Raw genomic sequence first — 24,094 nt, forward strand, 5'->3', positions numbered from 1 at the left:
GGGGATGGGGTCGGACGAGCGGGCACGGCTGTGGAGGCATCCGGGGCTGCCGGACGTCGACCTGCTGCGGGCCCGGTACGTGCGCAAGACCTTCGTCCGGCACACGCACGAGTCCTTCGTGATCGCCGGCATCACCAAGGGCGTCGAGGCCTTCCACCACCACGGCACGATCGAGCGGGCGGGGCCGGGGGCGGTGGCGCTGATCAACCCCGACACGGCGCACACCGGGCACGCCGGCGTGCCCGAGGGGTGGACGTACAGCGTGCTCTACCCCGGGGCGGACATCGTGGCCTCCGTCGCGGCGGAGACCGCGGCGATCCGAGGGACGGCGGGCTTCGCCGTGGCCGTCGCCGAGGACCCGTACGCCGTGCACCTGGTCACCCAGGTGCTGCGGGCGACCGACCAGGCCAACGCGCTCGCCGCCGACACCATGATGCGGCTCGCCATCGCCCGGCTGCTGCGCGCCCACGGGGGCACGCTGCCCGAGCGCACCCCGCTCACCGCGGGCGCCCGCAGCGCCGAGCGCGCCCGGCAGATCCTGGAGGCGCGCCTCACCGACCCGCCGCCGCTGGCCGAACTCGCGGCAGAGCTCGGCACCAGCCCCTTCGCGCTGCTGCGCGGTTTCCGCGACCACTACGGCATGCCGCCGCACGCCTGGCTCACCGACGCCCGGGTCCGCCGCGCACGGCGCCTGCTGGACGGCGGGACGGCTCCGGCCGAGGCCGCGGTCGCGGTGGGCTTCACCGACCAGCCCCATCTGAACCGCCACTTCACGCGGATCGTGGGGGTGCCGCCGGGCGCGTACCGGCGGGAGCGCAAGAACGTACAAGACGGCGCCGAGGGCGCCGCCTAGCGTCGGACGGGTGACCGCAGCACCCCTGGAAGCCGGACAGCACCGGCAGCAGCCCCCACCGACCTCCGCCAAACCGCGTTCCGCGGTCGTTCGCGACGCCCTGGGCGTGGGCGTCGCCGTGGGCCTGTCCGGGTTCGCCTTCGGGGTGACCGCGGCGGGGGCCGGGCTGAGCCTGCTGCAGAGCTGCGCGCTCAGCCTGCTGGTGTTCACCGGCGCCTCGCAGTTCGCGCTCGTGGGCGCCCTGGGCGCGGGCGGCAGCCCCCTGGCGGCCGCCGCCGGGGCGTTCTTCCTCGGGGTGCGCAACGCCTTCTACGGGCTGCGGCTTTCCGGACTGCTGCGCCTCCCGCGGGCGGTGCGCCCCTTCGCGGCGCAGTGGGTGATCGACGAGACCTCCGCCGTCGCCCTCGCGCAGCCCGACCGGGCGAGCGCCCGGCTGGGCTTCACGGTCACCGGCGCCAGCCTCTACGTGCTGTGGAACCTGACCACGTTCCTGGGCGGGCTCGGTGCCGCCGCGCTCGGCGACCCGGCCGACTGGGGCCTGGACGCGGCCGGCCCGGCGGTCTTCCTCGCGCTGCTCGCACCCATGCTGCGGGGCCGCCGCGAGCGTGCCACGGCGGCCCTGGCCGTACCGCTCGCCCTGGTGTGCCTGCCGCTGCTCCCCGCCGGGGTGCCCGTCCTGGTCGCGGCACTGGCCGCGCCCCTCGTCCTGGCCGTGACCCGCCGCAAGGAGGCCGACCGTTGAGCACATGGATCGCCGTGGGCGTCACGGCCCTCGGCTGCTACGGGGTGAAGCTGCTGGGCCTGTCCGTCCCCGCCGGCTTCCTGGAACGTCCCGTCGTACGGCGGCTGGCCGCGCTGCTGCCCATCGCCCTGCTGGCGGCCCTCACAGCGCTGCAGGCCTTCGGGGACGGCCGCGCCCTGGTGCTCGACGCGCGCGCCGCGGGCCTGGCGGCGGCCGGCGTCGCCCTGCTGCTGCGCGCCCCTTTCCTGCTGGTCGTCGCCGTGGCGGTGGTGGTGACCGGAGGGCTGCGGGCCGTCACCGGGTGACGGGTTACTGTGATCCGTCACAAAGGACGCGCGAGTGAACGCGAGTGAAGGGGTGGGACGATGGCGGCCGACACCCTGCCGGTCCTCTCCGACGCGGCCCGCGCCCTCGCGGCGCGCTGCGAGCACAAGGTGAACGAGATCGCCCGCACCATGACGACGCGCGCCTTCACCGACCTCCCCGGCTACGCCGAACTGCCCGCCGACGTCAAGGAAGGGGAGCTCGCCGCCACCGCGCGCCACGGCCTGCGGCTCTTCCTGCGCCGGGTCGTCCACGGCACCCCCGCCGAGCGGCCGGAACGGGGCGACTTCGACCGCTTCAGGGAACGCGCCGCCCAGCGCGCAGAGGAGGGGCTGCCCCTGCACCTGGTGCTGCGCAGCCATCTGCGCGGCACCGCCGTGCTGTGGCGGGCGCTGCGCGAGGTGGCCCGGCCGGGCGAGGAGGCCGCGCTCGCCGAACTCGCCGACGTCCTCATCGGCATCCAGGAGGGCATCGTCGGCGCCGTCTCCGAGACGTACCTGGACGAGCAGAGCACCCTCGCCGCCGAACGCCGTGAGGAGCGCCGCGCCCTGGTGCGGGCGCTGCTGGACGGATCCCTGCCGCCGGAACGGCTGTCCGCCGGGCGGCTGGGCCTGGCGGACGGCGCCCTCGTGCTGGCCCTGCACTTCCCGCCCGAGGACGCCGCGGGCCGCCCCTCGGCCGCCGCGCACCGCAGGCCGCGCCGTGCCCAGGCCGCCCTCGACCGCGCCTTCGGCGCCGAGGTGCCCGCCCTGCTCGACGACACCGGCGGCCACGCCGTCGTCCCGGGACACCGGGTGCCGCCGGGCGGCGACGACGGTCTGCTGGCCTCCCTGCGCCGCGCCTGCTCCCCCGACGTACGGCTGGCCGTCGTCACCGCCGCCGCGCCCGGGGACATCCCCGGCGCCGCCCGCACGGCGTCGGAGGTGCTGCGGGTGGCCCGCGCCGGCGGTCTGCCGCCCGGGCTGCACCGGCTCGACGACGTACTGCTGGAGTACCACCTGTCACGGCGTGACGAGAGCAGTGAGCGCATAGCCGCTCTGCTCGACCCCATCGCGGACCGCCAGGACCTGGTCGAGACCCTGCGGACCTATCTCGGCAGCCGGCAGGAACGCCGCAGCACCGCACGCCAGTTGGGGCTGCACCCCAACACCGTCGACAACCGGCTCGCCCGGATCTGCGAACTCACCGGGCTCGACCTCGCCGCGCCGCACGGCACGGCCCTGGCGCTGGCCGCGCTGCTGCTGCGCGACGGCGCCGGGTGAGCCGGCTCAGACCAGGCGCCCGTAGGCCCGCAGGGTGAGCAGCGCGTCGAGGGTGACGAGGGGCCGCCGCTCCAGCAGCGTCCCGGGCGCCCAGGCGGGCCGCCGAGCGGGCCAGCCGCCGTCGTCCTGCTGGCCGGCCGCGAGGAAGTCCAGCGCGCGGTCCATCTCCGCGTCCGTGAACCATTCCCGCGCCGGGGACTGCGGCGTGCGCGCGTAGTCGTACGCGAAACGGTGCTCGCCGTCGGGCGCTCCGGACGGAGGGGCGTGCTCCGGGTCCCGGCCGGGGTCCAGCACGACAAGCCGCTGCTCGCGCACGATCCGTCCCAGGCGCGCCGCCGCCTCCCGGGCCCGCGCGCGGTCGGGCGCGTGGTCCAGGAACGCCATCGCGGCCACGGCCTCACCGGGATGGGTCTTGTCGAGCGTCTCGATCGCCGACCAGCAGAAGTCCGTGGCCCGGAACAGCCAGGCGTGCCACACCTCGTTGCGGTGCAACGTGCCCACCACGGGCCCGGTGGCCAGCAGGTCGCCGGGAGGGCAGTCCACCAGCGGCAGCCAGGGGGCGACCGGGAAGCCGCGCAGCGAGGGGTGGAGCGCGGGCAGCGCGCCCTCCGGGGTCGACACGGCCGTCACGTAGCGGCAGATCCGCTCCGCGCGCTGGCCGCCGCACCTGCCGATCTCGTCGAGCACCTCCAGCGCGTGGACCACGTGCAGCGGCTGGCTGACCGTGCCGCGCAGATCGGGGTCGAGGGCGTGGCCGTAGCCGTCGTCGGCGTTGCGGTACGCGGACAGCGCGGTCTCCACCGCGTCCGCCGGGCCGTTTCGGAAGTGGTACGCGAACCTGCGCTGCTCGAGCACGCGTGCGGTCAGCCACACGAAATGCTCGGCGCGTTCTAGCGGGGTTGCTGGCATGTGCGCACAGTAGGCCTCCGGAAGCGCTCTGCACACGGAAGTGCGCAGGGAGCACCCTGGCGTGCGACCACGCGCCCCCCGGTACGGGTCATGAGCCGCGGGGAGTTGACGGCAGCCCCGGCGCACCCCGGACCCGATGTGCGGAGGACGCGGGGGAGGGGGCGCGGCGGCCGGCCCACCCGTATGACGTGCGTGCGGTCGCCGAGGGCGGTGTCCGCGGCGGCACGGCCCGAGCGCCCCGGTGACGATGCGCGCGCGGGTCCCGGGGGGTTTGAATGGGAGGGGGACCCACGACATCGGACGACCGGGTGACTACACACACCGACCTGGACAACCTCGGCTCGCCGCATGACGGCGGCGGCGCCCTGTTCGTCGTCGACGGGCACGGCGACGTCCTCATGTGCACCGGGTCGGTGCAGGAGCTCACCGGACGGCCCCCCGCCGAGGTGTGCGGACGACCGGTCGCCGAACTCCTCACGGACCCCGGGGCATGGGCACGCCACCTCCGCGCGCCCGGCGCCGCCGGCGCGGAGTGCGACGCCGAACTGCGGCACCGCGACGGCACCGCGGTCCCGGTGCGGCTGTGCGTGCAGCCGGTGACCGCGGGCGGCGGGCCGCCCGGGGGCCTGGTCGTGACCGCCACGCCCCGCGCGGTGGCCGAGCGGCACCGGGAGGACGAGGCCCTGCTCAGGGCGCTGTTCCGGCAGCGGCACGTGGGCCTGGCGATCCACGACCTGGCACTGGAGACCACCCGCTTCAACCTCGTCCCCGGCGTCGATCTGCCGCCGGATGTCGGCCCCCGCGTCGATCCGGTGGAGTGGAGCGTCGAGGACGTGCTGCTCCCCAAGGACGCGGCGGCGCTCCGGGCGCAGCTCCGGCACGTGGCCGAGACCGGGGAACCGCTGGTCGGCTGGGTGCACAGCGCCCGGCGCCGGGGCGCGGCGGACGTGAAGCGGCTGGCGTCCTTCTCCGCCTTCCGGCTGCACGGGGCGAACGACCGGCCCGTCGGGGTGGCCGTCATCTTCACCGATGTCACCCAGGAGTACGCCGCCCGCCAGCGCATGGAGTTGCTGCACGCCGCCGCGGAGCGGATCGGCCGCAGCCTGGACGTCGCAAGGGTCGCGCAGGAACTCGTGGACGTGCTCGTCTCCCACCGTTTCGCGGACCTGGCGGCGGTGGACCTCACCCACACCGTGCTGATCGGCCAGGAGCCGGGCGAGTTCCGGCTCGGCGCCCCCTTCCGCAGGGTCGCGGTGGCCTCCTCCGACGGCTCGTGGCCCCCCGAGATCCACCCCCGGGGCGCCGGCTTCCGCCTGCGCAGCCTGGAGAGCGACCACCTGCGCCGGGGCGCCGCCGTCTTCCGGTCGGACCTGACGTCCTGGCGCGAGGGACTCGCCGGCGACGTGGAACGCAGCCGGCTGCTGCTGCCCGACGCGGCCGCGTCCTTCCTGAGCGTGCCGCTGATCGCCCGCGGCCTGGTCCTCGGCGTCCTGCTGATGTGGCGGACGGCCGGTCTCCCGCCGTACGGCCTCGGCGACGCCGGCCTCGCCGAGGAGCTGGCCTCACGGGCCTCCCTGGGCCTGGACAACGCCCGCCGCTACACGCGCGAGCACCGCACCGTCGAGGCGCTCCAGCGCAGCCTGCTCCCGCCGTCCATCACCGAGACCAGCGGGGTGCTGACCGCGGGCAGCTACGTACCGGCGGGGACGACCGAGGCGGTCGGCGGCGCCTGGTTCGACGTGATCCCGCTGTCGTCCAGCCGGCTGGCGCTGGTCAGCGGCGACGTCACCGGACACGGCCTGAACGCGGCGGCCACCATGGGGAGGCTGCGCACCGCGGTGCAGACCCTGGCCGATCTCGACCTGCCGCCCGGTGAACTCCTCGCCCACATGGACGACCTCGTGGTCAGGCTCGGCGACGTCGCCCCGCCGCAGGGCGAGGAGGACGGCACCGCGCGCAGCAGCGCGGTCGGCGCGACCTGCCTCTACTGCGTCTACGACCCCGTCGAGGGCCGCTGCGAGATGGCGAGCGCCGGGCATCCCCCGCCGGTGTACGCGGCGCCGGGCGCCCCCGCCGAGGTCATCGGCCTCAAACCCGGTCCGGCGCTGGGCGTGGACAGCATGCCCTTCGAGCCGGTCGGCTTCGAGGTCCCCCCGGGCAGCGTGCTCGCGTTCTTCAACGAACCGCTCATCTCCCACCCCGACGGCACCGCGCAGGAGCGGCTGGAGCGGTTGTGCTCGGTGCTGGCCACGGACCCCTCCGGGACGCGCACCCCCACCCGGACCGGCCGCGCGATCCTCGATGAACTCCTCGCCGAGCCGCCCGGGGACGACGTCACGCTGCTGGTCGCCCGTCTGCGCCCGCTGCCGCCCGGATCCGTCGCCACCTGGGAGTTCCCCGCCGATCCCGCCGTCGTGGCGCGGGCCAGGACCGCGGTGGAGAGCCAGTTGCAGTCGTGGGACCTCAAGCACCTGGCGTTCACGACCGAACTCATCACCAGTGAGCTGGTCACCAACGCGATCCGCTACGGCGGCGCCCCGGTCGGGCTGCGCCTGATCCGCGACGACACCCTGGTCTGCGAGGTGTCCGACCCGAGCCAGACCCAGCCCCGGCTGCGCCGCGCCCGGCTGTCGGACGAGGGAGGCCGCGGGCTGTTCCTCGTCGCCCAGCTCTCCAGCCGCTGGGGCAGCCGCTACACCGCGGGCGGGAAGACCATCTGGGCCGAGCAGCCGCTGTCCGAGTCCTGAGCCCGATGTCCGCGTCAGGCGTCCGGGCCGCACGGGTCGCCGGTTCCGGGCGTTCGCACTAAACCTGGGAGGACGACCGTAAGCGGCGTCCTCCCGGTGCCCCACCGCGCGTGCGCCGACGGAGGTGGTTCCAGTGGCGCACGGCGGCCCGTCCGCTCCCATGGGCGACGCGGAGGCGGCGATCCTGCGCGCCCTGTTCACGCAGTCGCCGGTCGGGCTGCACGTCCTCGACCCGGACCTGCGCGTGGTCCGCGTCAACATGGGCACCCCCGCCATGCGCGGGGTGCGGCCGGAGGATCTTCTCGGGCGGTACTTCCGCGACGCCTACCCCGTCGTCTGCCCCGACGACGTGGAGGGACGCGTGCGCCGGGTGCTGGAGACCGGTGTGCCGCTGATCGAGGACGTCGTGCGGACGCGTCCGATGTCCGGGGACGGCGCGGAGCACTCCTACTCGGTCTCCGGCTTCCGCCTGGAGGACCCGGACGGAACGGTCCTGGGGGTCGCGCTCGCCGTGGTCGACGTGACCGAGCGGGAGAAGGGGCGTGCCCGGCTGCGCGTCCTGAACACGGTGCGCGACCGCGTGGGCCGCACCCTGGACGTGGTGGTGACCTGCGAGGAACTGGTCGGCGCCCTGGTGCCGGCCTTCGCCGACGTCGTCGTGGTGGAGGTCGTCGACGACGTGGTGCGCGGGGACGACCCGCCGCTGTCGCCGCTGCCCCGCGGGACCCCGCTGCGGCGGGCCGCGTTCGGCAGCAGCGCCGGCGCCGGGCAGCCCCAGGCCCACCCGGTCGGCGATGTGCGCAGCCTGCCCGACCCGACCCCGTACACCCAGGCGCTATCCGATCTGCGGCCCCGGGTCCTGCGGCTGCACGCCGGGCTGCCCTGGCTGGGCACCGACCCCGCCCGCGCCGAGGCGATCCGTGCCTCGGGTGCGCAGACGCTGCTCACGGTGCCGCTGACGCTGCGCGGGGCGGTGCTCGGGCTGATCAGCCTCTACCGGACGAAGCGGATGGAGCCCTTCACGGAGGACGACGTCGAGATCGGCCTGCAGCTGGCCGACCACACCGCCCTGTGCATCGACAACGCCCGCCGCTACACCCGGGAGCACAGCGTCGCCGCGACGGTGCAGCGGCAACTGCTGCCCCGCCGCCCCGTGTCGCACACCGCGCTGGAGACCGCCTACCTGTCGACGGCCAGGGAGAGCGCGGCCGGGTCCTGGTACGACACCATCCCGCTGTCCAGCGCCCGCACCGCGCTGGTCGTCGGGGACGTCGCCGGACAGGGCATCCACGCGACCGCCGGCATGGGCCAGTTGCGCACCGTCATCCGCTCGCTGAGCGCGTTCGACCTGGGGCCCGACGAACTGCTGGCCCGGCTTGACGACATCACGACCCACCTCGCCACCGAGCGCGCCTCGCTGCCGCCCGCCGACCCGCTGCACCGGGAGGCGCTCACCGCCGCGTGCGTGTACGCCGTGTACGATCCGCTGACCCGCACCTGCACGATGGCCCGCGCCGGACATCTGGCGCCGGTGATCGTACGGCCGGACGGCAGTGCGCAGATCGCGGAGATCCCGGACGGGCCCCGGCTGGGCACCGCCGGATGCGCGCCGTTTGCCGCCGCCGAACTCGAGATCCCCGAGGGCAGTGTCCTGGCCTTCACCAGCTCCCCGGTGCTGTCCCTGCACCTGGCCGGCGGTTCCACCCCGCTGAAGGGCGCCCCGCCGGGGCGGGGCCGTCCGCTCCAGGAACTGTGCGACGAGATCATGTACACGCTCCCCGCCGGCGTCGACCGGGGTGTGCCCATGCTGCTGCTGGCCCGCACGCGCCCCTTCCCGCCGGACCGCGTCGCCGCCTGGCCGCTCGTGGACGACACCACGGCGGTCGCCACCGCGCGGGCCCTCGTCCGCGACCGGCTCGCGGCGTGGGGGGGCGGACGAGGACACCGCCTTCAACACCGAGCTGATCGTCAGCGAGCTGGTCACCAACGCCATCCGCTACGGCAGCCCCCCGATGCGGCTGCGGCTGATCAACGACCGCATGCTGACCTGCGAGGTCCGCGACACCAGTCCCGCCTCCCCGCACCTGCTGCACGCGCGCACCGTGGACGAGGGCGGCCGGGGGCTGTTCATCATCGCCCAGCTCGCCGACATGTGGGGCACGCGGTACGCGGAGGACGGCAAGACCATCTGGACCGAGCAGGCCCTCCCCCCGTCCCCGGCCTGACCGGTCCGCCGGCGCTCGGCGGCGACGCCCGTTCAGGCGAACGGACCCGGTCCGTTTGACGCACCGTCCGGGGCGGCGGAACGTGGCGTTATCCCCGCTCGTAGAAAGGCCGGACGGCGATGGCGGACACCCGGGCCAGGCGCATAGCGAAGTTCATCGAGCCGCTGCGTGTGGAGCCGGGGGCCACCGTGGACCTGGCCAGGGACTTCGACCCCCGGTACAAGGGCAGCCTGAAGAAGCGGGACGGCGTCGGACTGCTGAGCACGGGCGTGTCCCTGCTGGCCGAGTACCAGGCGCGGCTGGCCGCCCAGGACACCTACGGGGTGCTGCTCTGCCTCCAGGCGCTCGACGCCGGGGGCAAGGACGGCACCATCCGCCACGTCATGAGCGGGGTGAACCCGCAGGGCGTGCGGGTCAGCAGCTTCAAGGTGCCGTCCACGGAGGAGCTCGACCACGACTACCTGTGGCGCTACGCCCAGCGGCTGCCCTCGCGGGGTGAGATCGCGATCTTCAACCGCTCCCACTACGAGGAGGTCCTCGTCGTCCGGGTGCACGACGAGGTCCTCAGGCGGCAGAAGCTGCCGGAGCGGCCCAAGCGCGCGGGCATCTGGGAGCGCCGCTACCGGGAGATCAACAACTGGGAGCGCTACCTGACCGACAACGGCTTCAAGGTCGTGAAGGTCTTCCTCAACCTCTCCAAGGAGGAGCAGCGCACCCGGTTCCTGAAGCGGATCGACCTTCCGGAGAAGAACTGGAAGTTCTCCGCCGCCGACGTGCGCGAGCGCCGCCACTGGGACGAGTACCAGAAGGCGTTCTCCGAGATGCTGTCGGCCACCAGCACCAAGCACGCCCCCTGGTACGTCGTCCCGGCGGACCGGAAGTGGTTCGCGCGGATCTGCGCCGCGGCGGTGCTCGCCCACACGCTGATGGAGATCGACCCGCAGTACCCCACGCTCGGTGAGCAGGCCCGGCGCGACCTGCTCACCGCCCGGGGGGAGTTGGAGGCCGAGGCCCCCGACGGGGCGCCGGCCGACCCGTACGCGGCGCGGCGGCGGACGAAGGACGCGCGGCGCCCCTGACCCGGGGCCCGCCGCACGGCCGGACGCCGCGACCGGATCGGAGGCATGACGATGACGGTGCAGCCCACCCCGGAGGGGGAACGCCCCGCGTCCCCGGAAGGCTGGTACGCGCGGTCCCCGCAGGACGTCGCCATGGCGTTCGAGGTCGACCCGGACGCCGGCCTGCCGACGGCCCGGGTGACCGAACTGCTCGCGGCGCACGGTCCGAACGCGCTGCCCGAGGAGAAGCCGCCGCCCGCGTGGCGGCGCTTCGTCGGCCAGTACCGCAGCTACATGCAGATCATCCTGGTCGCCGCGGCCGTCGTCTCCTTCCTGATCGCCCAGTGGACCACCGGCATCCTGCTCGTCCTGCTCACCCTGCTCAACGCGGTCGTCGGGCTCCGCCAGGAGGGCAAGGCCGAGAGCGCGATGAACGCCCTGAAGTCGATGATGAAGGCGACCGCCCGGGTACGGCGCGACGGCACCGAGTCGGAGGTGCCGGCCGAGGGCGTCGTGGTGGGCGACGTCGTGCTCCTCGCCGCGGGCGACCAGGTCCCGGCCGACGGGCGGATCGTCCGGGCCAACGCCCTGCAGATCGACGAGTCCGCGCTGACCGGCGAGAGCGTCCCCGCCGCCAAGGACGCCGGCACCCTGCCCGCGGGCGCCGCCCCCGTCGGGCCCGGCGACCAGACCAACATGGCCTTCATGAACACCCCTGTGACGCACGGGAGCGGGGTCCTGATCGTCACCGGCACGGGCGCCGGCACGGAGCTGGGCAAGATCTCCGGGATGCTGTCGGCCACCCCCAAGGAACAGTCGCCGCTGACGAAGGAGCTGGACGACCTCACCTTGTGGATCGCCGCGGCCGCGGGGCTGACGATGGTGGTGATGTTCGCCCTCGGCCGCGCCCGCGGCCAGGAGTGGGACGCACTGTTCGTCAGCGCGGTCTCGCTGGCCATCGCCGCCATCCCCGAGGCGCTGCCCACGGTGACGCAGGTGATCCTCTCGGTCGGCAGCCTCAACCTCGCCCGGCGCAACGCGATCGTGAAGGAACTGCCCTCGGTCGAGACCCTCGGCTTCACCTCGGCCATCAACTCCGACAAGACCGGCACCTTGACGTTGAACCAGATGACGGCCGTCGAGGTGGTCAGCCCCACCGACCGCTACACCGTCTCCGGCACCGGCTACGGCCTGGAGGGCAGGATCCACCACGCCGCGGGTTCCTCGGCGGGCATCGAGGACGCGATCCTGCCGTACGTGGTGGCCAGCGACGCGAAGCTGGTGGACGGGAAGGTGGTGGGCGACCCCACCGAGGGAGCGCTGCTCGTCCTCGGCCACAAGGCCGGGCTGGACATCGAGGCCACCCGGGAGCGGCTGCCGCGGCTGGCCACCCTGCCCTTCGACCCCGACTACAAGCTGATGGCCACCTTCCACTCGGCCACCGACGCCTCGGGCCGCCCGGTCGTGAGGTGCTTCGTGAAAGGCGCGGCGCCGGCCGTGATGGCGCGGGCCGCGACCGCCCTGTCCGCGGGCACGACCGTCCCCTGGGACGACGACCTCAGCCGGCGCGCCCAGGGCGCCACCGAGCGGATGGGCGGCGAGGGACGCCGCGTCATGGCCGCCGCCACCCGCGACCTGGACCCGGCCGGCTTCGACCCCGCCGGCGACCTCCTGTCCCTTGTCACCGACCTGCGGATGACCAGCCTCGTCGGCATGATCGACCCGCCCCGCGAGGAGTCCCGGGACGCCGTGGCCGACGCGCAGGCCGCCCACATCAGGGTCCGGATGGTCACCGGCGACGACGTCACCACCGGCGCCGCCATCGCCCGGCAGCTCGGCATCCCCGGCGAGGCGATGCTCGGCGCGGACTTCGCCGCGCTCCCGGAGGAGGAACGGCTCGCCCGCATCGACGGCATCGGCGTGGTCGGACGGGTCGCGCCCGAGCACAAGGTGCTGCTCGCCGACACCCTGAAGAAGAAGGGCGAGGTCGTGGCGATGACCGGCGACGGCGTCAACGACGCCCCCGCCATCAAGGCCGCGGACATCGGCATCGCCATGGGCAGCGGCACCGACGTCGCCAAGAACGCCGGCCGCATGATCCTCTCCGACGACAACTTCGCCACGATCATCCACGCCGTGGAGGAGGGCCGGAAGCTCTACGACAACCTCACCAAGTACATCCGCTTCGTCCTGCTGCTGCTGGTCACGTTCGTCCTGACCTTCCTCGGCGCGACCCTCCTCAACATCGCCGCCGGTGAACCCTTCACCCCGGCCCAGGTCCTGTGGGTGCACTTCGTCGTCAACGCCCCCTTCGGCTTCGCCCTGGGCTTCGACCAGGAGAGCCCGGGCCTGATGCGCCGCACACCCCGGCCCCGCGGGCAGTCCGTGCTGACCAGGCCGGTGCTGATCACCGTGGGGCTGAGCGGGCTGGCGATCACCGTGATCCTGCTGGCCCTCATCAAGGTGGGGGAGAGCCACTTCCACAGCGCCGCCGTCGGCAACTCGATGGCCTTCACCGCCTTCGCGCTCTGCCTGATCGTCGCCGCGTTCGAGTGCCGCAGCGAGACCGCGTCCGTCCTGACCACGGCCACCTTCGACAGCAAGCAGATGAACTGGGCGGCGCTGTCGGAGTTCGCCCTCGCCGTGCTGGTGACGCAGATGGACGGCTTCCGCCGCATCCTGGGCACCACCGAGATCAACCTGCGGCAGTTCGGCTGGGCCCTGCTGTCCGCCGTCGTCCTGCTGCTCCTGTGGGAGTTCGGAAAGCTGGTGGCCCGCCGGGCACGGGCGGCGGCCGCGGCGCGCGGCCGGGCGGCGCCGCTTCAGCTGCCCGCGGCGGGCAGTTCCAGCCTGAGTTCGTAGCCGCCGTCGGCCGTCGGGCCCGAGGTGACGGTGCCGCCGAGCAGCGCGGCGCGCTGCCGCAGGCCCACGAGGCCGTAGTGGGCGCTGGGCAGCGGGAGCGCGGGCCGGGTGGGGGCGGTGTTGGTGACCGTGACCCGGACGGTGCCGCCCTGGCGGTGGATCCGGACCCGCGCGGAGGCCCCGGGCGCGTGCTTGCGCACGTTGGTCAGTGCCTCCTGGACGGTGCGGTAGACCGCGCGCTGCACCGTCGGCGGCAGACCGTCCGGCAGGTCCGGCTGCAGTTCGGCCTCGATGCCGCTGCCGCTCACCAGCCGTTCCAGTTCGGCGAGGGAGGGCTGCGGGGTGAGCTCCGTGGGGCGGCCGCCGGCGGCGCGCAGCACGCTGACCATGTGCCGCAGCTCGTCCAGGGTCTGCACACTCAGCCGCCGGATCGTCGCCGCGGCCTCCTTGACCTCGGCGTCCTGTGTGCCGACCTGGAGCGCCCCGGCCCGCACCGCGATCAGGCTGACCTGGTGGGAGACCACGTCGTGCATCTCCCGGGCGAGCTGGGCGCGCTCCTTGGCCAGCACGGTCTGGGCGGTGAGCAGCCGCTCGTGGTCGCGGGCCTCCGAGATCTCGGCGAGCCGCAACGACAGGTCCCGCCGGGCCTGCACGAGCTGGCCGAGGAAGACCGGCGCGGCGGCCGTCGCCGCCGTGTAGCTCAGGGTGATCAGGGTCGAGGGCTCGGACAGGTCGAACTTCGGCGCGGGCCACGGCGCCATGTCCGCGATCGTGAAGGCCAGCGCGCACCCCGCCAGCAGCCACCGGCGACGGGTGAGCGAGGCGAGGGTGTACAGCGCGGCCAGCGTCGCGAAGGCCGCGTCCGAGACCAGCACGGCGGGCAGCGCCAGCAGGAAGGTGATCAGCGGCAGGCGCCGGCGCAGCAGCAGGGCCACCGCCCCGCCGAGGGCGCAGCCCAGGCGCACCGGCTCCGCGGGGTCGACGTTGACCCAGATGTCGAACAGCGCGACCGCGACGACGACGAGGTCCACCACCACGGGAGACGGACGCCGGAACCTCATCCGCCCTCACCGTCCTGCGGCCGCTTGAGCAGCCCCGCGCGCTCCGCGAGCAGCGCGGCCTGCACCCGGCTGCCCACCTGCAGCTTGGTCAGGATGGCGCTCACATGGTCCTTCACCGTGCCCGTCCCCAGATGCATCCGCCCGGCGATGTCCGCGTTCGACAGGCCCTCGGCGACCAGGAGCAGCACGGTGCGCTCGCGGTCGGTCAGCCGGGCCACGCCGCGGGTCGCCGACTCCTGCGGGCCCGAGCCCAGGTACCCGTCCACGACCGTCCGGGTGACCTTGGACGACAGCACGGCGCCGCCGTCGGCCAGGGTCCGCACCAGGAACGGCAGTTCCTCGGGGTCGGTGTCCTTCAGCAGGAAACCGGCCGCGCCCGAGCGGAGCGCCGTCGCCACGTACTCGTCCATGTCGAAGGTCGTCAGCATCGCCACCACCGGAGGCTGCTGCAGCCGCCGGAGCCCGGCCAGGACGGTGAGGCCGTCCACGTCGGGCATCCTGATGTCCAGCAGGACGACGTCGGGCTGGGACTCCTGCGCCGTACGGATCGCCTGCCCGCCGGGCACCGCAGCCACGACCTCGATGTCGTCCGCCGCGTCGAGGATGCGCTGGAAGCCCGTACGGATCAGGGCCTCGTCGTCGACCACCAATACCCGGATCACGCGTGCTCCACTCACCACCGGACCCCTGCCCGATTCCTACCACGCCGCGGGCCGTCCGGCAGGGCACCGGGCCGCGTCCGGCCAGGTGACGGGCGAGCGGGGGTCAGAAGGCGGAGGCGGTTCCGGACGACTTCCGGATGGGGGGCCGCGGGCGGTTTCCACAACCCTGGAGCCAAGACCAACGTAACACCGGGTGCGTCGCGGGCAGCGGCGCGCGCGGTGGGGCAGGGCCCGTCGACGGGGCGCCTGGTGGCGCTCGACCTCGCCCGCGGACTGGCGGTGCTCGGCATGTACGGGTCCCACGTGGGACGCGACCCTCCCGGGGGCGGGCCGGTGGGCTGGGCGGCGGAGATGTCCCGCGGCCGCTCCTCGGCGCTGTTCGCGCTGCTAGCCGGGTTCACGCCGGTCATCCTCACCGGCCGGCCCGAGCCCCGGACCGGGCGTGCGGGACGGAAGGCCGCCGGCCGGGTGCTGATCCGCTCCGCCGCCCTCGTGGCCCTGGGCGGGGCGCTCACCGCCCTCGACACCTCGGTCGACGTGATCCTCGCCTACTACGGCCTGGCCCTCGCCCTGGCGCTTCCGCTGCGCCGGCTGCGGGCGCGCTCGTCCTGCCCCAGGTGCTGTACCCGCTCCGTGCGGCGGCCCACGGCGGAGGCTGGGCCGACACCCCTCGCCGACCACGATCCGCCGGCCCGGATCAGCGGCGGCGACGGCCTTCTCGACCTGGTGGTCACCGGCGACCACCCGGTGCTCACCTGGCTGCCGTTCATCGTCGCCGGCATGGCCGTGGCCCGGCTCGACCTCGGCCGCCCCGGCGTACGGTCCCGGCCGGCCGTCCGCGCCGCCGCCCTCACCGCGGCCGGGCCCCCGTCCGTGGCGGCCCGGCGGCGGCCGCCTGGTGGTCCGACGCCGTCGGCTCCCCCCGGGGACACCACCCCGGCCTTGCTGCTCGTGGCCGCCCCGCACAGCCAGACGACCTTCTCGATCCCGGGCAACACCGGCGTCGCCCTCCTCGTGCTCGCCGGCTGACTCGCCCTCGTCGGCCGCTCGACGGGGCCGCGCCGACCGGCCGCACCCGTCGCCGCCGTCGGCTCGGTCTCGCTGACCGCCTACGCCGGGCACATCGTCGCCCTGAGCGCGCTCGGCCTCGACGACGAGGACCGCTCCTACACCGGCGCCGTCGCGCTGTGGCTCTGCTTCACGGCGACGGCCATGGCGGCCGCCCTCCTGTGGACGCGCGTCTTCCGGCGCGGACCCCTGGAGTACGCGCTGCACTCCGTCACGCTGCCCGCCCGCCTCATCAACTGATGTCGCCCGGCCGGGAACCGGGCCCCGGGCGAGGCCGGGGCCGCCCAGCGCCGGCACACGTGCCGTACCGGGAGCCCACGGTCCCGGTACGGCAGCGCCCGGAGGGCGTCAGTGGTGGAGGGCCGCCTTGGCGCGCTCCAGGGCGCCGCGGACGACGGCGGAGAGGCTGTCGATGTCGTACGCGCCGTAGTGGCGACGGCCGTTGATGAAGAACGTCGGCGTGCCCGACACATTGCTCAGGTCCGCGGACTCGGCGTCCTCGGCGACCCGGACGGCGACGGCGCGGGTCTCGAAATCGTGCCGGAAGCGCTCCATGTCGAGCCCGACCGCCGTGGCCAGCCGTTCCAGTCCGCGGACGTCGAGCGCCTGGGGGTGGGCGAAGATCTGGTCGTGCATCTCCCAGAAGCGGTCCTGCTCGGCCGCGGCCTCCGCGGCGCGGGCGGTCTGGACGGCGTGGGGGTGCACATCGGCGAGCGGCAGATGGCGCCAGACGTACCGTACGTCGCCGAAGTCGGCGAGCAGGTCGCGGATGACGGGCTCCGCCTCACCGCAGTAGGGGCACTCGAAGTCGCCGTACTCGACGACGGTGACCAGGGCGTCGTGCGGGCCGCGCACATGGTCGCGCTCCGGGTCCACGGGGACGGCCAGGTCCTCCAGTTGCTGCGCCTTGCCGAGCAGCGCCCGCCGGCGCACCGCCCGGGGCAGCCGGGACAGGACCATCGTCACACCCCAGGTGAACAGGAAGGACAGGATGACCGCGGCGAGGATGCCGACCTTCGCCTCGGCGAGCCGGCCGCCCTCGAACGCGCGGGCCGCGATGAGCAGGGCGATGGTGAAGCCGATGCCGGAGATGGTGCCGCCGGCCGTCACCGCTCCCCAGCCGACCGGCGGGCGCAGCCGCCCGCGGCTGAGCCGTGTGGTCAGCGCGGAGGCGCCCACGATGCCGAGCGGTTTGCCCACCGCATAGGCGACGACGATGCCCAAGGTGACGGGGGAGGTGAACGCGGCCGTCAACTGCCGTGCGTCGATGGTGATGCCGGCGTTCGCCAGGGCGAAGGCGGGGACGATCAGATAGCTGGTCCAGGGGCGGAACAGCTCCTGCAGCCGGGAGTTGAGCGACACCGACAGCGCGAGGCCCCGCCGGGCGCTGCGCTCCAGTTCGGGTGTGGGCTGCTCCCTGAAACGCAGGTAGAGCGTGCTGGCCCGGCGGAGGTCGGCGCCGCGCGCCGGGTGGTCGCAGGCCATGAGACCGAGCGCCAGCCCGGTGACGACGGGGTCCACCCCGGAGCCGAGCAGCGCGAACCACACGGCCACACCGGTCAGGGCGAAGGCGGCGCCGCGGAACTCGCCGCAGGCCCGCACGACGGAGTTGGACGCGACGAGCCCGACGCCGAAGATGCCGATGGCGACGAACAGTTCCGGCCAGGAGATGCCGCTGGTGTAGGCGAAGGCGATGACGGCGAGCGCGATGAAGTCGTCGACGACGGACGCGGTCAGGATGAACGCCCGCGTGGCCGTGGGGAGTCTGCGGCCCAGCAGGGCGTAGAGCCCGAGCGCGAACGCGGTGTCGGTGGAGATCACCGTGCCCCAGCCGCGTGCCTCGGGGGTGCCGTGGGTGAACGCGAGGTAGAGCGCGAGCGGTACGAGCATGCCGGCCAGTCCGGCCATCGTGGGCAGGGTGATCCGGGCCCGTTCGCGGAACTCGCCGAGGTCGAACTCCCGGCGGGCCTCCAGGCCGACGATGAAGAAGAACAGCGTCATCAGCCCGCTGTTGATCCACTCCCGCAGGTCGAGCGACACCCCCTGCGAGCCCAGGGTGAGCGACAGCTGCGTGCGCCACACCGACTCGTAGTTCTCCGGCGCCAGATTGGCCCAGGCCAGGGCGATGACGGTGGCCGCCAGCAGGAAACCGGCGCTCGCGGTCTCGGTGCGCAGGAAACGCAGGCGCGGAGTGGTCACGCCGGGGCGGCGCGGAGTCTGCCCCGTTGCTTGCAGTGACGAGAACGCGCTCACCCGCACATCGTGGCACGAGCCCGCGACGGCGGCCTGTCGCACAGCGGCCAGGGGCGGGCGGGCGTTCCCGTCGGGGCCTGCGCAGGGCCCGCGCACCCTACGCACGGTGACCGCTCCGCCCGTCGCGGGCCCGGCGGTTGGCGCCCCGGCGCCGGACGTTCGAGACTGCAAGGAGACGACTTCTTCCCGTACGGCCGGACAAGCGCCCACGACCTCGTGGCAGCGGGCCGCTGGGCCGCGGATGGTCGTAGACCCTCAGGGGATCACATGGTGGACAAATCAGCCGAGGTCCGCGGGCGCGAGGATGAGGCCCCGACCATCGGGGGTGATCGCGCCGGTCCCGGGACCGGCACCGAGAGGATCCTCGCGGAGACCCTGGCCGGCGTTGTCCACGCCGATCAGGTCCGCGTCGACAGCCACTTCTTCGACGACCTGGGCGCCGACTCGCTGGTCATGGCGCACTTCTGCGCACGGCTGAGGAAACGGCCGGACGCACCGTCGGTGTCGATGAAGGAGATCTACCGCCATCCCACCGTCCGCAGCCTGGCCGCCGCCCTCGACGAGACCCCGCCGGCCGCCACCGCCGCCACCGCCGCCACCGCTGTCCCCGCGACCGCGACCGCGACCGCGACCGCGTCCGGTCCGGTACGGGCCGCGGTGCCTCGGTCGGTGGCGGGACCGCCGACCGGCACCCCGCACTACGTGCTCTGCGCGGTGCTGCAGCTCGCCTTCTTCGTGGCGTACTCCTTCGGGGCCGCCCTCGTCCTCACCAAGGGCCTGGACTGGATCGCCGGCGCCTCGGGCCTGGTCGACACCTACCTGCGGGCGATCGCCTTCGGCGGCGTGGCCTTCGCCGCGGTGTGCGTGCTCCCCGTCGTCGCCAAGTGGGTGCTCGTCGGCCGGTGGCGCCCCCGGCAGATCCGCATCTGGAGCATGGACTACCTGCGCTTCTGGTGCGTCAAGACGCTCATCCGGTCGGATCCGCTGGTGTTCTTCCACGGGTCGCCGCTGTACACGCTCTACCTGAGGGCGCTCGGCGCGAAAATCGGACGCCGCGTCACCGTCCTGTCACGGCGCGTACCGATCTGCACCGACCTGCTCACCATCGGCGACGACACGGTGATCCGCAAGGACGTGTTCTTCTCCGGCTACCGCGCCGAGTCCGGGGTGATCCGGACCGGCCCCGTCACGCTCGGCAAGGACGTGCTCGTCGGCGAGGTGACGGTGATCGACATCGACACGGTCATGGGCGACGGGACCCAGCTCGGGCACGCCTCCTCGCTCCACGCCGGCCAGCGCGTGCCCGACGGCGAGCACTGGCACGGGTCCCCGGCCCAGCCCGCCGACGTCGACTACCGGGCCGTGGGACCGGCCCGCTGCGGCGCCGCACGCAGGGCGGGCTACTCCGTCTCGCAGCTGCTCGGAGCGGTCCTGGTCTACGTGCCGCTGGCCGTCGCCGGCTCGGTGCTGCTGTTCGCCGCCGTGCCGCAGTTCGCCTCGCTCGTGGAGCCCGGCCCCACGGCGCTGACGACCTGGGGGTTCTACGCCGACGCCCTGGTCACCTCGATCGCCCTGTTCTTCGGCGCGGTGGTGCTCGGCCTGCTGTTCACGGTGACGGTCCCGCGCGTGCTGAACCTCGCCGTCAGACCGGACACGGTCTACCCCCTGTTCGGCTTCCGGTACGGGATGCACCGGACCATCGGCTTCCTGACCAACCGGCGTTTCTTCAAGACCCTGTTCGGCGACAGCTCGGCGATCGTCCACTACCTCGGCGGCCTGGGCTACCGGCTCTCGCACGTGGAGCAGACCGGGTCGAACTTCGGCACGATCATGAAGCAGGACAACCCGTTCCTCAGCTCCGTCGGCCGGGGGACGATGGTGGCCGACGGGCTGTCGATCATCAACGCCGACTTCTCCAGCTCGTCCTTCTGCGTCTCGCGGGTCACCATCGGGCCGCACAACTTCGTCGGCAACTACGTGGCCTACCCGTCGCAGGGCAGGACGGGGGACAACTGCCTGCTGGCGACCAAGGTCATGGTCCCGGTGGACGGAAAGGTCAGGGAGGGCGTCGGCCTGCTGGGCTCGCCCAGCTTCGAGATCCCGCGGTCCGTCCTGCGCGACAGCAAGTTCGACCACCTCAAGGACGGCGAGACCTTCCGACGCCGTCTGGCGGCCAAGAACAAGCACAACGTCTCCACCATGGCGCTGCACCTGCTCGCACGGTGGGTCTTCTTCTTCTGGGTGGCGCTCGTGGTGTCGGTGGCCGCGGACCTGTACTCCGTGCTCGGCCTGTCGGTGATCGCCCTCGCCAACGTCCTCACCCTCGCCTTCACCGTCGTCGACATGGTGCTCTCCGAACGCATCGCCACCGGATTCCGGGGGCTGCGGCCGCTGTACTGCTCGATCTACGAACGCCCCTTCTGGCAGCACGAGCGGTACTGGAAGGTGACCAGCGTGAGCGAGGCGATCATGGTTTTCAACGGCACGCCCTTCAAGGGCGTCATCTGGCGCTGGCTGGGCGTCCGGATGGGCCGGCGGGTCTTCGACGACGGCTGCTACTTCCCGGAGCGCTCCCTGGTCGCCATCGGGGATGGGTGCGTGCTCAACGAGGGCAGCCGGATCCAGTGCCACTCCCAGGAGGACGGCACCTTCAAGTCCGACCACAGCGCCCTCGGGGCCGGCTGCACCGTCGGCGTCGGCGCCCTCGTCCACTACGGCGTGACGATGGGCGACGGGACGGTCCTCGCGCCCGACTCCTTCCTGATGAAGGGCGAGGAGATGCCGCAGGGGGCGCACTGGGCGGGCAACCCCGCACGGGAGATGCCGGACGAGCTGCCGGTGCCCCCGGCCCACCGCGAGGACGCGGACACCGCCCGGACCAGGACCGGCTGAGCGGCGGCGCCGGGCCGCGCTGCGTCACCGTCCGGGCACTGCGGTGGCACGCGCGTCCGATCGGGCCAACACTGGTGGAGTACGGGCAAATCGACTACGGCGGGCGCCACTCAGCCGTTGTGTGCCCGCCGGACGGGTGGGCAAGGTGACGACTTCCCCCTTCGGGTCCGGCGACCCGTTCTCCGATCTCTTCAACCGCTTCTTCGGGATGAGTCCGGCGGCATCACCACCCGCCGTCCAGCGCGTCCCCATCGGGCGACTGCTCAGCGACTCCTCCAACCAACTGCTGGCGGCCGCCGCGAGCAGGGCGGCCGCGGACGGCGCCGACCTCGACACCGAGCACCTGCTGTGGGCGGCCACGCGCGTACCGGCGGGCCGGCAACTGCTGGAACAGGCGGGCATGGACCCCGACCGGCTGGCCGAGGACGTGGCCGCGGTCCTGCCCTCGGGCACCGGCGGCGGGGAGCCCGCGCTCACCCCGGCCGCGAAACGCGCCCTGCTCGCCGCCCACGCGCGCTCCCAGGCCGCCGGCGCCTCGTACATCGGCCCGGAGCACATCCTCGCCGCGCTCTCCGACGACCCCCGCTCCGGCCTGGAGATGCGCTCCGAGGGAGCCGATCCCACGGCCCTTGCGGGCAAGGGCGGCGGCACCCGGTCCGCGCCGACCGACACCCCGACCCTGGACGAGTACGGCCGGGACCTCACCGAGGAGGCGCGCGGCGGGCGGCTGGACCCGGTGATCGGCCGCGGCGAGGAGATCGAGCAGACCGTCGAGGTGCTGTCCCGGCGGACCAAGAACAACCCCGTGCTCATCGGCGACCCCGGCGTCGGCAAGACCGCCATCGTCGAGGGACTCGCCCAGCGGATCGTGGCCGGGGAGGTGCCCAGGGCCCTGCGGGACCGCCGGGTCGTCGGCCTGGACCTGGCCGGACTCGTGGCCGGCTCCAAGTACCGCGGGGAGTTCGAGGAACGCCTGAAGAAGGTGATCGACGAGGTCACCGCGGCGAAGAGCAGCGTCATCCTGTTCATCGACGAACTCCACACCGTCGTCGGCGCAGGGGCGGGCGGCGAGGGGGCCATGGACGCGGGGAACATCCTCAAACCCGCCCTGGCCCGCGGCGATCTGAGCGTGGTCGGCGCCACCACCATCGACGAGTACCGCAGGTACATCGAGAAGGACGCGGCCCTCGAGCGGCGCTTCCAGCCGGTGATGGTGCCCGAGCCCTCCGTCGACGAGACGGTCGAGATCCTGCGCGGGCTCCGCGACTCCTACGAGGCGCACCACCAGGTGCGCTACACCGACGAGGCGCTGGACGCCGCGGCCGCCCTGTCCGACCGCTACATCAGCGACCGCTTCCTGCCCGACAAGGCCATCGACCTCATGGACCAGGCCGGCGCCCGGGTGGGCCTGCGCTCCCTGGGCGGCCCGGGCCCGTCCGACGAGCTGGAGGAGCGCCTGACCAAGCTCCGCCGCGAGAAGGACGAGGCCGTCAGCACCGAGGACTTCGAACGCGCCGGCGGCCTCAAGGAGCGGATCCGGGAGCTGGAGAACGAACTCGCCGCGCTCGCCGGGGAACGGGAGCAGACCCCCGGCGTCACCGCCGAGGACATCGCCGAAGTGCTCTCCGCGCGCACCGGCATCCCCGTCTCCCAGCTGACCGAGACCGAGCGCGAGCGGCTGATGAAGCTGGAGGAGGACCTCCACCGGCGGGTGATCGGCCAGGACGAGGCGGTCGACGCCGTCGCCCAGGCCGTGCGCCGCGGGCGCGCCGGCATGGGCGACCCCGACCGGCCCACCGGCAGCTTCCTGTTCCTCGGGCCGACCGGCGTCGGCAAGACGGAACTCGCCAAGGCGCTCGCGGAGCTGCTCTTCGGCGACCCCGAGCGCATGATCCGCTTCGACATGAGCGAGTTCCAGGAGAAGCACACCGTCTCCCGGCTCGTCGGCTCACCGCCCGGCTACGTCGGGTACGACGAAGCGGGGCAGCTCACCGAGGCGGTGCGCCGCAAGCCGTACAGCGTCGTGCTGTTCGACGAGGTCGAGAAGGCCCATCCGGACGTCTTCAACCTGCTGCTGCAGGTGCTGGACGACGGGCGCCTCACCGACGCCCAGGGCCGCACGGTGGACTTCCGGAACACCGTGGTCATCATGACCAGCAACATCGCCTCCAAGCACATCCTCGACCACGAAGGGGCGATCGACGACATCAGGGACGACCTGATGGCCGAGCTCCAGGCGCACTTCCGGCCCGAGTTCCTCAACCGTATCGACGAGATCATCGTCTTCCACGCGCTGACCCGGTCGGACCTCGTGCAGATCGTCGACCTGCTGCTGGAGCGCAGCCGCCGCAGGCTGCACGCCCAGCGGATCGGCCTCGAGGTCACCCAGGCCGCCAAGGAGTGGCTGGCCGACCGGGGCTACCAACCGGAGTTCGGCGCACGTCCGTTGCGCCGCACCATCCAGACCGAACTCGACAACAGGCTCTCCAACATGCTGCTCGACGGCACCCTCAACCCCGGGGACACGGTCGTCGCCGACGTCAGGGACGGGGAGTTGACCCTCGGCCTCCAGGAGCGCGAAGCGCACGACACGGCCGAGGAGGCCGCGGCGTCGGACGGCTGACGCCGGCTCATCAGGCAGCTCACGGGCGGGCATCCGCCCCCGGGCCCGCGCCCTCCCCGGAACCGTACGGGGCGGGCGCCGGGAGGAGACGGAAAATGACCGGTCACATGTACCTCGCCTACGACTACCCGGTCCTGGGCGCGTTCTGGACGATGATGTGGATCTTCCTGTGGGTCATCTGGATCTTCCTCATCGTCCGCGTCGTGATGGACGTCTTCCGCGACGACGGCATGAACGGATGGGCCAAGGCGGCATGGCTGCTCTTCGTGCTCGTCCTCCCCTTCATCGGGATCCTCGCGTACCTGCTCTTCCGCGGCTCGGGCATGGGCAGGCGCGAGGCGGAGCAGATGCGCAACCGCCAGAAGGCGTTCGACGAGTACGTCCGCGAGACCGCCGGCGGCGGCACGGCGGCGGGCGGGGTCGACGCGCTCGCCAAGCTCTCGGAGCTCAAGGCGAAGGGCGACCTGACGGAGGAGGAGTTCCAGCGCTTCAAGGAGAAGGTCCTGCACTGAGCCGTCCTCGTCGCGCGGCGGCGCACGCCGCCGCGCGCAGC

At 73.5% G+C, this 24,094-nt stretch carries 16 protein-coding genes and 2 pseudogenes; 14 read left to right on the plus strand and 4 right to left on the minus strand.

Annotated features, from left to right (window positions below; translation table 11 throughout):
* Positions 1-4: 4 nt before the first annotated feature.
* From CHF15_RS37075 to CHF15_RS37090, 4 genes are read left to right on the plus strand one after another with little or no spacing between them, the layout of a single operon-like run.
* A complete protein-coding gene (locus CHF15_RS37075; RefSeq protein ID WP_089228338.1) occupies positions 5-853 on the plus strand; it encodes an AraC family transcriptional regulator in 849 nt (282 codons plus the stop codon).
* Between the two features lie 25 nt (positions 854-878).
* Entirely contained in the window at positions 879-1,595 is a 717-nt protein-coding gene (locus CHF15_RS37080; protein WP_245939247.1) for an AzlC family ABC transporter permease, read from the plus strand.
* Positions 1,592-1,900 (plus strand): AzlD domain-containing protein, encoded by a 309-nt coding sequence (locus CHF15_RS37085; RefSeq protein WP_089228340.1) that lies wholly within the window; start codon positions 1,592-1,594, stop codon positions 1,898-1,900. Before CHF15_RS37080 ends, CHF15_RS37085 begins: the two co-directional genes overlap by 4 nt.
* A gap of 60 nt (positions 1,901-1,960) precedes the next feature.
* Positions 1,961-3,181 (plus strand): PucR family transcriptional regulator, encoded by a 1,221-nt coding sequence (locus CHF15_RS37090; RefSeq protein ID WP_089228341.1) that lies wholly within the window; start codon positions 1,961-1,963, stop codon positions 3,179-3,181.
* A 6-nt stretch (positions 3,182-3,187) separates the two neighbouring features.
* Here the strand turns inward: CHF15_RS37090 and CHF15_RS37095 are convergent, their stop codons facing one another.
* Positions 3,188-4,090 carry a hypothetical protein gene (locus tag CHF15_RS37095; RefSeq protein ID WP_089228342.1) on the minus strand — a complete coding sequence of 301 codons (903 nt, stop codon included), beginning with the start codon at positions 4,088-4,090 and terminating at the stop codon, positions 3,188-3,190.
* A 308-nt stretch (positions 4,091-4,398) separates the two neighbouring features.
* Between CHF15_RS37095 and CHF15_RS37100 the strand changes: the two genes are divergently transcribed.
* From CHF15_RS37100 to CHF15_RS37115, 5 genes and pseudogenes are all read left to right on the plus strand, one after another.
* The gene (locus CHF15_RS37100) at positions 4,399-6,837 is read left to right on the plus strand and encodes a SpoIIE family protein phosphatase (protein ID WP_179280127.1); all 2,439 of its coding nucleotides are present in this window, start codon (positions 4,399-4,401) and stop codon (positions 6,835-6,837) included.
* Positions 6,838-6,997: 160 nt separating this feature from the next.
* Positions 6,998-8,560, plus strand: a pseudogene (locus CHF15_RS37105) (SpoIIE family protein phosphatase); the annotation flags it as partial.
* Between the two features lie 73 nt (positions 8,561-8,633).
* Positions 8,634-9,062 carry an ATP-binding protein gene (locus CHF15_RS46640; protein ID WP_322975716.1) on the plus strand — a complete coding sequence of 143 codons (429 nt, stop codon included), beginning with the start codon at positions 8,634-8,636 and terminating at the stop codon, positions 9,060-9,062.
* A gap of 119 nt (positions 9,063-9,181) precedes the next feature.
* Positions 9,182-10,141, plus strand: a complete 960-nt coding sequence (locus tag CHF15_RS37110; RefSeq protein ID WP_089228344.1) for a polyphosphate kinase 2 family protein — start codon at positions 9,182-9,184, stop codon at positions 10,139-10,141.
* A gap of 51 nt (positions 10,142-10,192) precedes the next feature.
* Complete coding sequence (locus tag CHF15_RS37115) at positions 10,193-12,982, plus strand: cation-translocating P-type ATPase (RefSeq protein WP_089228389.1); 2,790 nt, start codon at positions 10,193-10,195, stop codon at positions 12,980-12,982.
* On the opposite strand, the gene CHF15_RS37120 is transcribed toward CHF15_RS37115, so the two are convergent.
* Complete coding sequence (locus tag CHF15_RS37120; RefSeq protein WP_089228345.1) at positions 12,943-14,043, minus strand: sensor histidine kinase; 1,101 nt, start codon at positions 14,041-14,043, stop codon at positions 12,943-12,945. The genes CHF15_RS37115 and CHF15_RS37120 overlap by 40 nt on opposite strands.
* Entirely contained in the window at positions 14,040-14,705 is a 666-nt protein-coding gene (locus tag CHF15_RS37125) for a response regulator (RefSeq protein WP_089228346.1), read from the minus strand. Before CHF15_RS37125 ends, CHF15_RS37120 begins: the two co-directional genes overlap by 4 nt.
* 249 nt (positions 14,706-14,954) lie before the next feature.
* Here CHF15_RS37125 and CHF15_RS37130 point away from each other — a divergent pair, with 249 nt between their 5' ends.
* Together CHF15_RS37130 and CHF15_RS46080 are read left to right on the plus strand one after the other, a co-directional pair.
* The gene (locus CHF15_RS37130; protein WP_245939242.1) at positions 14,955-15,734 is read left to right on the plus strand and encodes a DUF418 domain-containing protein; all 780 of its coding nucleotides are present in this window, start codon (positions 14,955-14,957) and stop codon (positions 15,732-15,734) included.
* Positions 15,735-15,749: 15 nt separating this feature from the next.
* Positions 15,750-16,013 (plus strand): annotated as a pseudogene (locus CHF15_RS46080) (DUF418 domain-containing protein); the annotation flags it as partial.
* A gap of 108 nt (positions 16,014-16,121) precedes the next feature.
* Here CHF15_RS46080 and CHF15_RS37135 read toward each other — a convergent pair.
* Positions 16,122-18,026 (minus strand): Na+/H+ antiporter NhaA, encoded by a 1,905-nt coding sequence (locus CHF15_RS37135; protein WP_378358333.1) that lies wholly within the window; start codon positions 18,024-18,026, stop codon positions 16,122-16,124.
* A gap of 267 nt (positions 18,027-18,293) precedes the next feature.
* Here CHF15_RS37135 and CHF15_RS37140 point away from each other — a divergent pair, with 267 nt between their 5' ends.
* From CHF15_RS37140 to CHF15_RS37150, 3 genes are all read left to right on the plus strand, one after another.
* Positions 18,294-20,918, plus strand: coding sequence for a Pls/PosA family non-ribosomal peptide synthetase (locus CHF15_RS37140; RefSeq protein ID WP_089228348.1), 2,625 nt, complete (start codon positions 18,294-18,296; stop codon positions 20,916-20,918).
* A 145-nt stretch (positions 20,919-21,063) separates the two neighbouring features.
* Positions 21,064-23,541: an ATP-dependent Clp protease ATP-binding subunit gene (locus tag CHF15_RS37145; protein ID WP_089228390.1), complete on the plus strand. Its 2,478-nt coding sequence runs from the start codon at positions 21,064-21,066 to the stop codon at positions 23,539-23,541.
* Positions 23,542-23,636: 95 nt separating this feature from the next.
* Positions 23,637-24,053, plus strand: a complete 417-nt coding sequence (locus CHF15_RS37150) for an SHOCT domain-containing protein (RefSeq protein WP_089228349.1) — start codon at positions 23,637-23,639, stop codon at positions 24,051-24,053.
* Positions 24,054-24,094: the final 41 nt, after the last annotated feature.

The sequence above is a fragment of the Actinacidiphila glaucinigra genome (assembly GCF_900188405.1).
In the GTDB taxonomy this organism is placed as follows: domain Bacteria; phylum Actinomycetota; class Actinomycetes; order Streptomycetales; family Streptomycetaceae; genus Actinacidiphila; species Actinacidiphila glaucinigra.